The organism is Streptomyces sp. NPDC006872 (assembly GCF_040635845.1).
In the GTDB taxonomy this organism is placed as follows: domain Bacteria; phylum Actinomycetota; class Actinomycetes; order Streptomycetales; family Streptomycetaceae; genus Streptomyces.
Map to the genome: position 1 here is coordinate 1 of NZ_JBEYIL010000037.1, position 14,623 is coordinate 14,623.

The window sequence follows — 14,623 nt, forward strand, 5'->3', positions numbered from 1 at the left end:
GGCGCAAACCTACGGAGAAGGTGCGGCGGCGTGCGCGGTCGTGCTCGGCGAGCTGGCCCGGCTTGCCACGCGCGGGGAGCTGGAGGTGCCGATCGGCCGCACCTACCCGCTGGAGCGGGTGCGAGACGCGTTCCGCGAGCTGGAACGGGGGCACACCCACGGCAAGATCGTGCTCCGTCCGTAGCCCCGGCTGGCCGAGGCGACCATCGAGCTGGCACCCCGGAACATCAACGCAGTGTCACCGTTGGCGGCCAGATGACTCCCCGTCAAGTGGCCGCCAGCGGGGAAACACAACTGGCCACTGACACGGGCCCATGAGCGGGCCATCGCCACCATGCTGCGCTGGCTGGAGGACGAGGTCGCGGAGACCCGGTGGTCCTCGGGCCGAAAGCGTGCGAAGGCACCGGCTCTGGTGGTCTCGCGGTGGAGGCACTTCGACAACAGGGACGGCTTCCCTCTACTCCATGACCATCTTCTGATCCTGAATCGCGTGCAGCGCCCGGACGGCATCTGGGGTGCGCTCGACACCCGGCGTCTTTACCAGAACGTCGTGGCGGCCGGGACGCTCTACACCCTCACGATGACGACAGAGGTGTGTGAGGAGCTCCGGCTGGCGACCGTGCCCCGGGAGGTGACGCCCGGTCTGCGTCCGGTCATGGAGATCGCCGGGGTGGAGCAGGAGCTCATCGACTGGTCGGCCACCCGCCGCCAGCAGATCGACGCGGCCCTGGAAGGCATCACCGACACGTGCGTCGCCAGGCACGGGCGACTGCCCGGCGAGCGCGCCCGCCATGGACTCGGGTGGTGGGCGGCGCAGGACACGCGCCGGGCGAAGAAGACCCCGAAGCCGCTGGAGCAACTGCGCGCGTGGTGGCGTGCGTCCGCGATCCTGCGCTTCGGCAGGCAGATGGTCGACGGGCTGCTGGAGCGGTGCCGGGCGGCCGGCGCGGCGATCCGGGCCCGGGTGGGCCCGCGGGTGGATACCGCGCTCGCCGCCGTGGACGTCGCCGCCATTGTCTTCACCGTGCGCCGCACCTTCGCCCGCCGTCACGTCCTGGCCGAAGCGCGCCGGCACCTTCTGGAGACACTGCGTGGTCGCGCCTTCGAGCCCGGCCTGGACGACGACATCGCCGACGCGGCCCTCGCCCGCCACTCCCGCCGGCTCACCGTTCCCCGACCAGGCCGCCCGACCCCGGCACCGGACCAGCTCACCTACACCGCCGACTTCGCCTGGCCCCATCGGTGGTGGATCGCCAGCACCGACGGCAAGCCACCCCGGGAGTCGAGCAGGGACGAGCGCGCCCGGGTCGCCAGCCTCGCCCTGCGGAACGCGATCCGCGACGCCCGCACCGCACCCACCGCGCGGGACGAAGCACGGGCCGCGCCCACGTCGGCCGCCGCACACGCCAACGACTACAACCACGACCAGGCGGCGACCGAGCCGCACGCCGTCGACCACCCGGACCGGGACGCCGCCCTCACCCCGGCGCAGCGGGCCGCGGCCATCCAGGCCCACCAGCAGGCCGCGATGCCCGAGCTGCTGGAGGGCCGCACGACCGACCCGGAGACGTGGATGCACACCCCGGAGAACCTCGCCCGGCTCGCCGCCCTCAAGCTCGAGACCGACGCCCGTGGACGCGCCGTCGCCGAACATCAGCTCAAGCACTCCGAGCAGCCGGAGCTGGCCACGGACGCGGTCGGTCCCGCAGACCAGCAGCAGCACCACGCAACTCCCAGGGGAGAGGGGGCGGCCTCGAGCGCTGAAGGGGGACAGAACGGCCCGTAGATGGAGGTGGTGCCTTGCCGACGTGCTGGTCAAGGCCCGAAATCCGGTCGGGGAAAAGCGTTTTGCCGCCAACGATCAGTAATCGACCCACCGCACGGAGTGGTTCGGGGTTACTTGTGGGCTGGGACGTTCGGGTCTGACGGGGAGGGCTGGCCGGATGGTTCTGACGATCAATGTGGCGGTGCTGCTGGCGGTCATCATCGTCATGCGGCTGCGGCGGCGTACGCAGGCCCGAAGCCGGAACGACGAGCAGCTGACCGTCGTCATCGTGTTGGTCTTCGGCGTGCTGATCGCCCCCACCGCGTTCGGCCAGACCGTCTTCGACGTCGTCGGCCAACTCGCGCGGGGTGTCACGCAGTCGGGCAGTCCCTGAACTCTGTGAGCCTTGTCCGTCCAACGACGCCATCCCTACCCGCCCTGCGGGACGGGGGACGAAGTCGCCGGGCCAGATGCCGGGACGCGACCGGCGGGCGGGCCCCGGCATCTGGCGGGCGGCGGCGAGGGTACGGGGAGAGACCAGCCGAAGCCTGGAGGCCCCGATGGTTGATCCGATCCCGCTGCTCTCCCCGGAGCGTCTGGAGCGACTGAAAGAGCTCGCCGACACGTCCCGGCTGCGGGTGGCGCTGTACCCGGCCCCGAGGTTGCCGCCGCGCCGTCGCCGCATCCGGCAGCACCCCAGCGGCAAGCCGAACCCGCCGTGGCAGCCCGTGCACCGCCGCAGACACCGCCGGGGATGAACCGAACGACGCGCGCACCGTGCCCGCCGATGAAACGCATCGCGCGCACCGAGGCGCACCACGATGAACTTCATCCTGCGTACCGGTGCGCGCACCGGCGATGACGTTCACTCCCGGCCGCCGCACCGGTGCGCCCCGGCGAGCCTCCGCCAACTTGAAGTCGCAGATCAAAGGGCTGGTGTGACCGGTTCTCGGAGTGCTCACGCTGGTGGTGGCCGGGAGTCCGCGGAGAAGATCGTTCGTCAGGAGCCGCTCTCGTTAGGGGAGACACCAACAGCGGGGTAAAGCGGTTCGTCCTGAGGTACCTGTGCCACTACGGTGGCGCGATGGTGCACGTGCGGGAGATGGATGCGGCCGACATCGAGGCCGTTTCGGCGATCCGAGTCCGAGGATGGCAGGCGGCGTACGCCGGCGTCGTTCCCCAGACGTATTTGGATGCCATGACGGTGGAAGGTGATGCCGGTCAACGGCGGCAGTGGTTTTCTCAACCCGGACGAAAGTCACGAGACCTTGTGGCGCTCGGTGACGGTGGCCCGGTGGGGTGGATCTGCTTTGGGCCGTGTCGAAGTGAGATGCCCGGTCTGGGACGGGTCGGTGAGGTCTACGCCCTGTACCTCTCGCCTGATCTGATCGGCCAGGGCATCGGCCGGATCCTCCTCGGTGAGGCTCATGCTCAGATGAAGAGCCAGGGCTTCGAGGCGTCAGCTTTGTGGGTTCTGCGTGACAACCAACGAGCCCAGCGCTTCTACGAACGAGCCGGCTACCAGGCTGACGGTGCGGCTCAGGACGACGTCTACGACGGGATCACGCTCACGGAGCTCCGCTACCAGCGCCTGCTTTGAGTCAAGCGACGCTGTGTGCATCCTTGTCAGGTCGAGGACTGCCATCTCCCTCTCCAGGGGCCAACTTGTCGGTTCCCCTCACCGTGAACGGGCGGCCTTCTACGATCCGGTCCATGCTGGATCCCGAACTGCTGGAACGGATCACCGCGCGTCGCGCGGAGCTGGACGAACTCGAAGAACAGCTGGCCAAACAGCTTGCGGAAGTGCGGGCCGAGCGGGACGAACTCGCCGTCGCCGAACGTGTCCTTGAACGGATGACTGGGCAGCTCGCCGAGGAACGCGCCATGGCCGGGCCAGTGCCCGGGCAGGTGGCTGGACGAGCAGTGATGCTGATCCCGCACCGCGAACCGGGCGTGGAGGAAGACTCGCTCCCGGGGGACTACCAGCGCATCATCGCCGCCGTGCGGCAGGCTGCTGGACCGGTCATGGCCCGCGAGGTCGGCGAGGTGGTGGGGGTGGACGTCAGCGTTCGGGCCAAGCTGGAACCGCTACGCAGCAAGCTGGTCAGACTCGCTGATCGCGGCTGGCTGCGGAAACTGCCCGACGGCCGGTTCACCACTCGTCCGTGACCAGAGCACCGCCACTCGGAGCGGCTTGGCACGGGCGTAACCTGGGTGCCCCCGGCTGCCGTTGGAATTGTGTGACGAATACCAAAGAGCGCGCCGAGGACACCTGCCCGCTTGTCTACCAGTGCCGTCTGCCGCTGTCCCCGCGCACCGTCAACCACCTCGCCGATCTGCTGCGGCGCCACCTGAAGGCAATACGGTCCAGTTGGCGGATCCTGCCACCCGGGAAGATCGCGGTGATCGTCCTGGCTGTCCTGCGTCACGACCAGCGCTTGGCCGACATGGCCAGCGGCAACAACGTGTCCGAGTCCACCGTCCGCCGCTGGCGCGACGAGCTGATCACCCTGCTCGCCGCCCAGGCGCCGCGCCTGGACCGCGCCCTGAAGAAGGTCGCCAAGCAGGGTGGGGAGGTGGTCCTGATCGACGGCACCCTCATCCCCACACAGCGCCGCACCGGAAAGGCCAACCGGCGGAACTACTCCGGTAAACACCACCATCACGGCCTGCACTTTCTCGCCCTGACCGACGAGAGGGGTCGCTTGATCTGGATATCTGCCGCACGGCCCGGCCGCACCCATGACAACACCGCCGCCCGCCACGACCACATCCTGGCCCACCTACGTGCCGCCGGCCTCGGGGCGCTGGCGGACCTCGGCTTCCGCGGCTTGGACAACGACGTACTGGACCCCGTGATCGTCACCGGCTTCCACGCCAGCCGCACTCACAAGCTCACTCCCGGCCAGAGGACCGCCAACCGAGTCCTCGCCGTCGGACGGGCACCGGTCGAACACGGCTTCGCCCACCTCAAGAACTGGCGGATCCTCACCAAGCTCCGTACCGATCCCGCTCGCGCCACGCGCCTCCTGCGGGCCCTGCTCGTCCTGACAAGTCTCGAAGTCAACCGCTGAGACGACATCCAGCCTCGTCCTGTACCTAGCCTGGGTGTAGTGGGAAGTTGGAGGGCCTGCGCCGCTCAGGCGGCAGGCCCTCCAACTGCTGCAGAGAGGACCGATCATGACCTCGGACCACGACACGCTGTGGCGTCGCTGCGCGTACCTGGGTCGCGTCCTGCTGCCACTGCTGGACCAGGAGCCATGGCGCCAGGATCGCCGCCGAGAGCGGCTGCACTCCTGGGGCATTGACGTGGCGGTGGGAGAACGACTCATTGAGGTCTTCGCGGCCTTAGCCGCCCACGCTGTCGCGGTGGACACTTCCTTGTCCGCATCAGAGGTCGAGACCCTGACCCTCAGCGCCGTGGCCGACGCGGCGACCGGCAAGCAAGACTTCGAACTACTCGCCGGGCTCCCAGACACCTTCGCCGACGACCGCGACGAAATCGCGGTCAAAGTCTTCCGCCTGCACGCCTATAAGGGCGGCCAGACCAGTCTCCAGCTCGTTCGGCTGAGCACGGAAGTGCGCCATACGCTGACCGTCGTTGCAGCCCGCGAGGCGGTGTCCTCCCCTACGTGCGGAGACATCTTCCGCAAGGCGGACGAGTCCAACCTGCCGCAGTAGGCATGAAGATTGGCGCTGCGGGCCGTTGGCGCCAGCAATACAACACAGCCTGACGGACGATCTACTGCTCAAACTGCCGTCAGTGACCAGCGTGAGCAACCCGAGAACCGGTCACACCATCCCTTTGACCTGCGTCTTCAAGTTGGCGGAGGCTCAAAGAAGTGCTTACAAACAGGCTTCGGCAGGTTGGGCCTTCTGGCGGACCATGGCGTAGAAAGCGTTCTTCAGATCCGGATGGCGTTGGGTGAGTGCGTTGCGGGGGACGCCGGCTTCCTGGGCAAGGGCGACGATGGTCAGGGCTCCGTCACCGCCTCGAAGAACAACGCCGCGAGACCGCCGCCTTCCTGACCCGACACGCCCCGGAGCCCCCGCCGTGAAACGCGCCCTGCCCGACACCGACGCCGTCAAGGCCGCCATCGACCACATCCTCGACCAGGCCGCCGCCACCGGACGCCGCCCCACCGTCGAACGCCACCTCGGCATCCCGCACGCCACCTTCCACCGCCACTACAACGACCTGATCGACACCCACTTCCGGCCCCGCGTCCCCACCCCCGCCCCACCCGCGGCGCCCAACGAGAAGACCAGCGAGCGCAGGGAGGCGAACCTGCACCGGCTCCGGCAGGAGAACACGGACCTGCGCCGCACCCTGGCCCTGTACGAGGAGGCCATTCGGCAGTTCACCCTCGAAAGCACCGCCCTGCGCCAAGGTGCCACCGTTCTGGCACTGCCCGCTCGCGCCCGGCCGGACCCGGCGATCCAGAGCCAAGAGGCGGCAGCGACGAGAGCTGAGGCGTTCGCGGGGTGCTGGGAGGGTCCAGGCCGATCGCTCAGGTCTCGTCGACGGTAGGGACCGAGGGCTGCTGATCGTGGGTGGCCGCCCAGGTCGCCAGCAGGCGCAGGCCGTCCTCGGATGCGGTGCCTGGCTCGGCGCCGAAGGCGAGGAGGGTCAGGTCGTCGTCGGTGACGAGTGCCATGGCCTCGAAGGTGAGGTGGAGGGTGCCGACGGCGGGGTGGCGGAGGTGTTTGAAGCCGGTGGTGTGTCGGCGTACGTCGTGGCGGGCCCAGCGGGCGCGGAAGTCCGTGCTGCGGGTGGACAGTTCGCCGATCAGGGCGGTCAGGTCCGGGTCGAAGGGGTTGCGGCCGGCGTGTGCGTGCAGCAGGGCCACGGCGTCGTCCGCGGCGTGGTCCCAGTTGTCCCAGAAGTCGCGGGAGCGGGCGTCGAGGTAGATGAACCTGGCGTGGTTGGGCGGGTGCGTCGTGGTGTCGTGGAGCGGTGCGAACAGGGCGCGGCCGAGTGCGTTGGTCGCCAGGACGTCGGTGCGGCCGTTGATGACGGCTGCCGGGGTGTCGGTCATCGTGTCGAGGAGGCGCTGGACGTTGGGGCGCACGCTCTGCGGGGCCCTGGTCGGTCTGCGTCGGCGCGGACTCGTTCCGGCGGCGCGGGCCAGGTCGTGGAGGTGGGCCCGTTCGGCGTCGTCCAGGCGCAGGGCGCGGGCCAGCGCGTCCAGGACCGTGTCGGACACCCCGGTGAGGTTGCCGCGCTCCAGGCGGGCGTAGTACTCGACGCTGACCCCGGCGAGCTGCGCGGCCTCCGCGCGGCGCAGCCCGGGGACCCGGCGGGTGCCGTAGCTGGGCAGTCCGGCCTGGTCGGGGGTGATCCTGGCCCGGCGGGAGGTCAGGAACTCGCGGATCTCGCTGCGGTGGTCCATGCCTTCCAGGCTAGGCAGCCGCAGGGCCGGGTGGGGTGCCCCGCCATGACACCTTTCAGCGGTGACTCCCTCGTTCGGCGATGCGGCGGTTGCATGGTCGTCGGCTCGCGGATCGCATGGTTTCGGACCGGCTCCGCGGGCTTGGTTTCACCCCGATCGGGGGAACGGCGGTCTCCCGGCCTTTTCCCGGACAGATCAGCGAAGGACATCACCGTGCAGCACGTCACCTTCGACAACGCCGGCGTCACCATGGCCGGGAACCTCCACCTCCCGGACGGCTTCTCCGAGGACCGGTCGTATCCGGCGGTCGTGTCCGTGCACCCCGGTGGCGGCGTCAAGGAGCAGACGGCCGGCCTCTACGCCGCCCAGCTCGCCCGCGAGGGCTTCGTCACCCTCGCCTTCGACGCCTCCCACCAGGGGGAGAGCGGCGGAACGCCCCGCCACCTCGAAGACCCCGCCTCCCGCGTCGAGGACGTGCGGGCGGCCGTGGACCACCTGTCCACGCTCGGCTTCGTCGACGCCGACCGCATCGGCGTGCTGGGCATCTGCGCCGGCGCCGGGTACGCCGTCAACGCCACGATGACCGATCGCCGTATCGAGGCCGTCGGCACCATCAGCCCGATCGACATCGGAGCCGCCTACCGCCTGGGCTGGGACGGCGCCGAGCCCGTCGCCACCCAGCTCGCCACCCTCGACGCGGTCGCGGCCCAGCGGACCGCCGAGGCCCGGGGCGCCGACGCCGCCGTCGTGCCGTACGTGCCCGAGACCGTGGACGAGACCACCGTCCCCGACATGGCCGAGGCCCACGACTACTACCGCACACCCCGCGCCCAGCACCCGAACGCCGACAACCGCATGCTCTTCACCAGCATCGCGAACATCTACGCCTTCGACGCGTTCCACCAGGTCGAGACGCTGCTCACCCAGCCGCTCCTCATGGTCGCCGGCAGCAGGGCGGGCTCCCTGTGGCAGGCCGAGCAGCTCCTGCCCCGGGCCAACGCCCCACGGAGCTGGCCGTCGTCGAGGGTGCCGGGCACGTCTCCCTCTACGACGCTCCCGAGTACGTCGACCAGGTGACGGCCCACCTGACGCCGTTCTTCACGAAGTACCTCTGACCCGGCGGCGCCCCGTCGGTCGAGGCCTCGGACGCCGGTGACGGCGTTGACGTAGGTGAGGTCCGGGAATCCGAAGGCGCTGCGGAATGCCGGGGCGCACGGATCCGGCTGATGGTGCCGCTCATCTCTCCTGCGAAAGGAGAGCCGAAGGAAATGAAGACGAACGTGGGGGCTCGTCTTGCCAAGGAGGAGTCATGAAGGCAGTGACGTCATCCCCGAGCACAGTGGTGTCGGTGGTCGACGTCCCCCAGCCGCAGCCGTCGGCAGGGCAGGTTCTGGTGCGGGTCGCCGCAGCCGGGATCAACCCCATCGACGTGGACACATCCCGGTCCGGTCCGCGGAACCGAACCCTGGGCTGGGAGGCGGCGGGCGTCGTGGACGCCGTCGGCCAGGGTGTCCGCGGGTTCCGTCCGGGAGACGCCGTCATCGGGTGGACCTACTGGCTGTCCAGCGGCCGTGGGACCCAGGCGGAATACGTGGTCCTCGACGCGTCGGCGACAGCCGAGGCGCCTCGCACCATCGACGCCGCACACGCCGCGACGCTGCCGCTCAATGGCTCGACGGCGTGGCAGGCGCTGGCCGGGCTGGGCATCACGGCCGGTGAATCGTTGCTGGTTGTCGGTGCCGCCGGTTCGATCGGAGGGTTCGCGATCGACCTCGCCGTCGCCCAGGGGGCCGAGGTGTGGGGCGTCGCGTCACCGGCGGACGCCGATTTCGTGGCCGGGCTCGGAGCCCGCTTCGTCGCTCGCGGTCACACCGCCGTCGCCGAAGTGCGGGCCGCCTGCCCCTTGGGGGTGGACAAGATGCTCGCCACCGCGCGCATCGACGACGCATGGCGTCACGTGATCCGTCCTGGCGGCCGTTTCCTGAGCACGGTCGGGCAGTCGCTCCCCGAAGTCGAGAGCGGGTTCCTCAACGCCCATCCCGACGCGAGCCAGCTGACCGCTCTGGCCGCGCACGTCGACCGGGGCGAGCTACGCGTCAGAACGGCCGAACAGCAGACGTTCGACCAGGCCGCGACCGCCTATGCCCACGCATCCGCGCCCGGGCTCCGAGGACGCGTCGTCCTCACACCCTGACCCCTGCACAGGCCCACCGGACTGCCTCCGGCAGCTGGCAGGGCATGGCGCCGCGCCCCGCCTCCCGGCACGCCCGGCGCGAACCGATTCACATCATCCAACCGACAACGAACGAGGTGTTTCCCCCGTGGAATCCGTGACCTTCAAGAACAAGAACCTGGACGTCGCCGCCGACCTCTACTTCCCGCCCGGCTTCGACCCGGACCGGACGTACCCGGCGATCGTCAGCGCCCACCCGATCGGCAGCTGCAAGGAGCAGACCTCCGGCAACATCTATGGCGCCAAGCTCGCCGAAGCCGGCTACGTCGTCCTCGCCTTCGATGCCACCCACCAGGGCGCCAGCGGCGGCGAGCCCCGCTGGATCGAGGACCCCGGCCTGCGGGTGGAGGACTTCCGCTGCGCCGTGGACTACCTGGTCACCCTCGACTACATCGACGAGGACCGCATCGGCGTCCTGGGCATCTGCGGCGGTGGCGGCTACGCCGTGAATGCGGCGATGACCGAACGCCGCTTCAAGGCTGTCGGCACCGTCACCGCCGTCAACTTCGGCCGCCTGATGCGCGAGGGCGCCCTCAGCGCCGACACCGGCTCCGACAAGGCGATCACGGCCCTGGACGCCGTCGCCAAGCAGCGCACCGCCGAAGCCCGGGGCGCCGAGCCGCGCGTCGACGTCGCCCTGCCCGAATCGCCGGAGAAGGCGGCCGAGCTCGGCATCACCGCGCTCGACGTACTGGAGGCCACCAAGTACTACCGCACCGACCGCGGGCAGCAGCCCAACGGCGTGAACAAATCCCTGTTCTCCCACATGGGAGCCACCCTCGGCTGGGACGCCTACCACCTGGCCGAGAAGCTCCTCACACAGCCGCTCCAGATCGTGGTCGGCGGCATCCCGGGCGAGTTCGGCGCCTACCGCGACGGGTTCGACCTCCTCAACCGGGCGCGCTCGCAGGAGAAGGACATCCTCGTCGTGCCCGGCCAGTCCCACTACGACATGTACTGGAAGCCCGAGGCCACCGAGCAGGCCCTGGCCACCCTGATCCCCTTCTACAACAAGCACCTCTGACCAGTCGGCTCCACCGGCCGGTCCGCTGACCCCCCTGGCCGGCGCCGGGACACCGGCGCCGGCCACCCCCTCGCACCCCCGCTGCCAGGCGTCCCAGGGCCGAACCACCACGGACCCCGGCCGGTGACCGCCCAGACGGGGGCGCGGAGATGCACCCCACCCCCTCCATCTGGAGAACGAGCAATGCCCCAGACACCCGACCCCTACAGCTTCCTGCCCCCGGTGCCGACCTTCCGACTGCGCAGTGACGACATCGCCGACGGCCAGGCCCTCGGTGTCGCGCAGCGCAGCGGGATCTTCGGCGGCCTGGGTCAGGACCGCTCGCCGCACCTGGCCTGGGAGGGACAGCCCTCAGCGACGCAGAGTCTCGCAGTGACCTGCTACGACGCGGACGCCCCGACCGCGAGCGGGTTCTGGCACTGGGCGGTCCTCGACATCCCCGCCACCGTCACCGAGCTGGCTTCCGGCGCCGGCGACGGGAGTGGAGCCGGCCTGCCCGACGGCGCGAGGACGCTGGCCAACGACGCCGGACAGCGGCGGTTCCTGGGCGCCGCGCCACCGCCCGGCCACGGCCCGCACCGCTACTACTTCGTCGTCCACGCACTCGACACCCCGCACCTCGACATCGACGACAGCGCCACCCCGGCCTGGCTGGGCTTCCAGCTGTACGGCCACACCCTGGCCCGCGCCACCCTCACCCCCACCTCACAGACACCTGCCTGACCCCATCAAGCAGACAGCGGTCGAGGCAGTCGGCATCACGTCCACGGGCCAGTCCCCTCCCCGGCCGCCCCGTCCTCACACGGCACCGCGTTGCCGCACGGCGCACGGACACCGGGAGATTCATGACCACGAGGCGCCCGACGACCATGACCGCTCTCTTCGGCGGCCTCGGCCCCGACTGGCAGGCCCGCGAGGTGCCTGTGCCCGAGCCGGGCCCCGGCCAGGTGCTGGTGCGGGCGCGGGCGGTCTCCCTCAACCACGCCGACGTGCCGCTGCTCCGGCAGTCCTACGACCCGTCCACAGGTCAGGGCGAGGCGTACCAGGCGGGCTACGAGTTCGCGGGAGAGGTCGTCGCGCTCGGCGACGGCGTCGACACCCTGGCAGTGGGCCGACCCGTCATGGGCACCGCCCCGCGTGCCTTCGCCCAGTACGTGCCGGCCGACCACCGGCACGTGATCGGCATTCCCGAAGGCATCGGCTACGAGGAGGCAGCAGCCCTGCCCACCGGCCTGCTCACCGAACACGGCGCCCTCTCGGTGTCCGGCTTCCGCCCAGGCCACCGGGTTCTCATCACCGGGGCCACCTCCGCCATCGGCCTGCTCGGCATCCGGATCGCCAAAACCCTCGGCGCATCTGGCGTGCTGGCCACCACCCGGTCGCCCAGCAGGGCTGCTCTGCTCACCGCGGCCGGGGCCGACACGGTCATCGTCACCACCCGCCAGGACCTCACCCAGGCTGTCCTGAAGGCGACCGGCGGCGACGGCGCGGACATCGTCCTCGACCATGTCGGCGGCCCCGCCTTCGCCGCCTGCCTGCCCGCCACCCGCACCGGTGGCCATGTCGTCAACATCGGTCGCCTGGACGGGTCCGCCTCCACCGTCGACCTCGACGCCCTCTCCTACCGCAATCTGACCGTGCACGGCGTCTCCTACGGCTTCATCCGCCCGGCCAACCTCGGCCGCGTCATCACCGCCCTGACCCACCAGGTCCTGCCCGCCGTCGCCGACGGCCGGATCCGCCCCGTCATCGACAGCGTCCACGGCTTCCACCAAGCGCAGGAAGCGGCCCAGCGCATACGCACCCACCAGGCCCGTGGAAAGACCGTTCTGACGGTGCCCTGACTTTGGCCCCGACAGCCCCTGACGCTCCCTCCCGACAGCCCTTGCCCGCACACGACCACGGAGGACTGCCGTGCTCGCTCTCGAACTCGTCGTGGTCCTCGGCCTGGCCGTGCTGCTGTGCAACGCCGCCGGACCTCACCTGCGCATCGCCCCGCCCATCCTCCTGCTGCTCACCGGAGCCGTCCTCGGCTTCATCCCCGCCCTGCGCGAGGTGCAGATGCCCCCCGAGGCGGTGCTGCTGCTGTTCCTCCCCGCCCTGCTGTTCTGGGAGAGCCTGACCACCTCCCTGCGAGAGATCCGCCGGGACCTGCGCGGCATCGTGTTGATGAGTACCCTGCTCGTCATCGCCACCGCATGGGCCGTGGCCGCCGTCGCCCACGCCCTCGGCCTGCCCTGGGGACCGGCCTGGGTACTCGGAGCGGCCCTCGCCCCCACCGACGCGACCGCGGTCGGCGTGCTGGCCCGGGTGCTTCCCCGCCGCAACGTCACCCTGCTGCGCGCCGAGAGCCTGATCAACGACGGCACCGCCCTGGTGATCTACGGGCTAGCGGTCGGTATCACGGTCGGGGAGGAGGCCTTCAGCGTGCCCCACGTGACCTGGCTGTTCCTGATCTCCTACGCCGGCGGAGCGGCGGCCGGCGCGGTCACCGCCTGGCTCGGCCTGCGGCTGCGCTGCCTGTTCACCGACCCGCTGCTGGGCAACGTCGCCCTGATCGTGATCCCCTTCACCGCCTACCTGCTCGCCGAGGAGATCGAAGCCTCCGGCGTCCTGGCGGTGGTGGTCGCCGGGCTCGTCATGAGCCAGGCCGGCCCGCGCTTCGCCGGAGTCGCCGCGATGCGACGGCAGGCCGAGGCGTTCTGGTCCCTGGCGACCTTCGGCCTCAACGGCGCCCTGTTCGTCCTCGTCGGACTCCAGGCCCAGTCGGCCGCCCGCACTCTGAGCGGCTCCGACCTCACCGACGCCCTCGTCGCTGTCGCCACCGTCTCCGCGACACTGATCGCGGCCCGCTTCGCCTTCCTCCACAGCTTCCCGTACCTGATCCGCCTGCTCGACCGCCGCCCCCAGCAACGGCTGCGCCGCATGGGCAACCGCCCCCGGGCCGTCATGTCGCTGGCAGGCTTCCGCGGCGCGGTCTCACTCGCACTGGCCCTGTCGGTGCCCGACATGCTCGATTCCGGCGAGGCCTTCCCCCACCGCGACACGATCGTCTTCGTCACCTCCGGCGTCATCGTCATCACCCTCCTGGTACAGGGCCTGCTGCTGCCCGCCGTGGTCCTCTGGGCCGGGCTGCCCCGGGACACCGCGGTGGACGAAGAACGTCTCCTCGCCGAGAGCACCGCCACCGAGGAGGCGTACGAGGCCCTCCCGCGGATCGCCGCCGGGCTCGGCACCGACCCCGAGATCACCGAGCGGATCCGCCGCGAGTACGAGACCCACCTCCAGGCCACCAGCGCCGGAGAAAGCGAGAGCGACGACGGGCAGACGCTGCGCCACGCGGAGCAGGACACCGCCCTACGCCTTGCCCTCCTCACCCACAAACGCGCCACCGTCGTCCGCCTCCGCGACGACAACCACATCGACGACAGCGTCCTGCGACAGGTCCAGGCCCGCCTCGACATCGACGAAGTCCGGCTGACCCCGCAGGAGGCGGCGGACTGATGGAGGCCTGTCGGTTCGCGCCGCAGGTCTGACCGGAAGCAGGCCCATCACCACGAAGGACCTCGGCGGGACCGCCGGGGTTCTCCGCTGTCTCACCCTTCGATCTAAGGGTCATTAGCGGGCTACTTGTCGCCAGGTTCACCCTTCGTCAACGGCGCCCCCTTACGGACGACCGCTTGCTGCGCACCGGACAATGGACAGGGCAAAACCCTGTCCATAACTTCGGTTATGCGCTGTTGGTCTGTCCGCTAGCGACGTCTCTGGCCGAGAAGAGATCTGAGGTCGGCGCGGCCGGCTGTCGGTGTGAGGTCTCAGGACACTCTTGACGTCTTGTCACCAGGACCTGCTTGTCGTACTGATAGGCGATTCAGGAGATCTTTGACGGTATTTCGCTCGGCCACTCCGGTTCCCCGGGGCTGGCTCAGTGTGGTGCTCAGCTCATTGCTGCCTGAGGCCTCGGCGGTCGAGATAGTCGATCAACGCGGCCTCCTTGCGGAGCAGCCGGTCGCGATCGCCGGGAGGAAGCGACGCAAGGGCGTCGACCAGGACCCGCTCGCGAGGAACGTGAACCATGTTGCCCGAGTAGATCCGGCACCCGGAGCACCATGCCAGCCCGACGCAGCGCTCGAAACTGGAGGACTCGGGCGGATGGAAGCGGTACTGGTAAGAACTGACGGGTTCCCGGCACACAATGCAGATCCAGC

At 70.1% G+C, this 14,623-nt stretch carries 16 protein-coding genes and 1 pseudogene; 15 read left to right on the forward strand and 2 right to left on the reverse strand.

The features are described from left to right. The 9 genes and pseudogenes from ABZ725_RS50735 to ABZ725_RS50775 form a co-directional block, all read left to right on the forward strand. Positions 1–184: zinc-binding dehydrogenase (locus ABZ725_RS50735; RefSeq protein ID WP_358809166.1), on the forward strand; the 184-nt coding region annotated here is incomplete at its 5' end. Between the two features lie 108 nt (positions 185–292). Then, positions 293–1,786 (forward strand): annotated as a pseudogene (mobF, locus tag ABZ725_RS50740) (MobF family relaxase); the annotation flags it as partial. 157 nt (positions 1,787–1,943) lie between these two features. Beyond that, a complete protein-coding gene (locus ABZ725_RS50745; protein ID WP_055535516.1) occupies positions 1,944–2,159 on the forward strand; it encodes a hypothetical protein in 216 nt (71 codons plus the stop codon). Between the two features lie 166 nt (positions 2,160–2,325). Next, positions 2,326–2,523 (forward strand): hypothetical protein, encoded by a 198-nt coding sequence (locus ABZ725_RS50750; protein WP_358809167.1) that lies wholly within the window; start codon positions 2,326–2,328, stop codon positions 2,521–2,523. Between the two features lie 326 nt (positions 2,524–2,849). Beyond that, positions 2,850–3,365 (forward strand): GNAT family N-acetyltransferase, encoded by a 516-nt coding sequence (locus tag ABZ725_RS50755; RefSeq protein ID WP_358809168.1) that lies wholly within the window; start codon positions 2,850–2,852, stop codon positions 3,363–3,365. Positions 3,366–3,478: 113 nt separating this feature from the next. Beyond that, on the forward strand, positions 3,479–3,934 hold the full coding sequence (locus tag ABZ725_RS50760) for a hypothetical protein (RefSeq protein ID WP_358809169.1): 456 nt from the start codon (positions 3,479–3,481) through the stop codon (positions 3,932–3,934). Positions 3,935–4,005: 71 nt separating this feature from the next. Beyond that, entirely contained in the window at positions 4,006–4,839 is an 834-nt protein-coding gene (locus tag ABZ725_RS50765) for a transposase family protein (protein WP_358809170.1), read from the forward strand. Positions 4,840–4,945: 106 nt separating this feature from the next. After that, on the forward strand, positions 4,946–5,446 hold the full coding sequence (locus ABZ725_RS50770) for a hypothetical protein (protein ID WP_358809171.1): 501 nt from the start codon (positions 4,946–4,948) through the stop codon (positions 5,444–5,446). A gap of 373 nt (positions 5,447–5,819) precedes the next feature. Further along, positions 5,820–6,296, forward strand: a complete 477-nt coding sequence (locus ABZ725_RS50775; protein WP_358809172.1) for a hypothetical protein — start codon at positions 5,820–5,822, stop codon at positions 6,294–6,296. On the opposite strand, the gene ABZ725_RS50780 is transcribed toward ABZ725_RS50775, so the two are convergent. Next, positions 6,277–7,158 (reverse strand): helix-turn-helix transcriptional regulator, encoded by an 882-nt coding sequence (locus ABZ725_RS50780; RefSeq protein WP_358809173.1) that lies wholly within the window; start codon positions 7,156–7,158, stop codon positions 6,277–6,279. The two genes, ABZ725_RS50775 and ABZ725_RS50780, sit on opposite strands and share 20 nt — an antisense overlap. Before the next feature lie 213 nt (positions 7,159–7,371). Between ABZ725_RS50780 and ABZ725_RS50785 the strand changes: the two genes are divergently transcribed. The 6 genes from ABZ725_RS50785 (at position 7,372) to ABZ725_RS50810 (ending at position 13,919) form a co-directional block, all read left to right on the forward strand. Further along, entirely contained in the window at positions 7,372–8,235 is an 864-nt protein-coding gene (locus tag ABZ725_RS50785) for an alpha/beta hydrolase (RefSeq protein WP_358809174.1), read from the forward strand. Between the two features lie 232 nt (positions 8,236–8,467). Then, the gene (locus ABZ725_RS50790) at positions 8,468–9,352 is read left to right on the forward strand and encodes an NADP-dependent oxidoreductase (protein ID WP_358809175.1); all 885 of its coding nucleotides are present in this window, start codon (positions 8,468–8,470) and stop codon (positions 9,350–9,352) included. Between the two features lie 127 nt (positions 9,353–9,479). Beyond that, positions 9,480–10,415, forward strand: coding sequence for an alpha/beta hydrolase (locus ABZ725_RS50795; protein WP_358809176.1), 936 nt, complete (start codon positions 9,480–9,482; stop codon positions 10,413–10,415). A gap of 183 nt (positions 10,416–10,598) precedes the next feature. After that, complete coding sequence (locus ABZ725_RS50800) at positions 10,599–11,138, forward strand: YbhB/YbcL family Raf kinase inhibitor-like protein (RefSeq protein ID WP_358809177.1); 540 nt, start codon at positions 10,599–10,601, stop codon at positions 11,136–11,138. Between the two features lie 122 nt (positions 11,139–11,260). Next, on the forward strand, positions 11,261–12,259 hold the full coding sequence (locus tag ABZ725_RS50805) for a zinc-binding dehydrogenase (RefSeq protein WP_358809178.1): 999 nt from the start codon (positions 11,261–11,263) through the stop codon (positions 12,257–12,259). Between the two features lie 70 nt (positions 12,260–12,329). Continuing rightward, positions 12,330–13,919, forward strand: a complete 1,590-nt coding sequence (locus tag ABZ725_RS50810; protein WP_358809179.1) for a Na+/H+ antiporter — start codon at positions 12,330–12,332, stop codon at positions 13,917–13,919. A gap of 438 nt (positions 13,920–14,357) precedes the next feature. Here ABZ725_RS50810 and ABZ725_RS50815 read toward each other — a convergent pair whose 3' ends face one another. Continuing rightward, positions 14,358–14,492 (reverse strand): hypothetical protein, encoded by a 135-nt coding sequence (locus tag ABZ725_RS50815; RefSeq protein WP_266695963.1) that lies wholly within the window; start codon positions 14,490–14,492, stop codon positions 14,358–14,360. Between the last annotated feature and the right edge of the window lie 131 nt (positions 14,493–14,623).

Coding starts and splice junctions, on each gene's coding strand:
- ABZ725_RS50760 (WP_358809169.1), top strand. CDS start 3,479: ATGCTGGATCCCGAACTGCTGGAACGGATCACCGCGCGTCGCGCGGAG.
- ABZ725_RS50780 (WP_358809173.1), bottom strand. CDS start 7,158: ATGGACCACCGCAGCGAGATCCGCGAGTTCCTGACCTCCCGCCGGGCC.
- ABZ725_RS50770 (WP_358809171.1), top strand. CDS start 4,946: ATGACCTCGGACCACGACACGCTGTGGCGTCGCTGCGCGTACCTGGGT.
- ABZ725_RS50815 (WP_266695963.1), bottom strand. CDS start 14,492: ATGGTTCACGTTCCTCGCGAGCGGGTCCTGGTCGACGCCCTTGCGTCG.
- ABZ725_RS50745 (WP_055535516.1), top strand. CDS start 1,944: ATGGTTCTGACGATCAATGTGGCGGTGCTGCTGGCGGTCATCATCGTC.
- ABZ725_RS50790 (WP_358809175.1), top strand. CDS start 8,468: ATGAAGGCAGTGACGTCATCCCCGAGCACAGTGGTGTCGGTGGTCGAC.
- ABZ725_RS50755 (WP_358809168.1), top strand. CDS start 2,850: ATGGTGCACGTGCGGGAGATGGATGCGGCCGACATCGAGGCCGTTTCG.
- ABZ725_RS50750 (WP_358809167.1), top strand. CDS start 2,326: ATGGTTGATCCGATCCCGCTGCTCTCCCCGGAGCGTCTGGAGCGACTG.
- ABZ725_RS50800 (WP_358809177.1), top strand. CDS start 10,599: ATGCCCCAGACACCCGACCCCTACAGCTTCCTGCCCCCGGTGCCGACC.
- ABZ725_RS50805 (WP_358809178.1), top strand. CDS start 11,261: ATGACCACGAGGCGCCCGACGACCATGACCGCTCTCTTCGGCGGCCTC.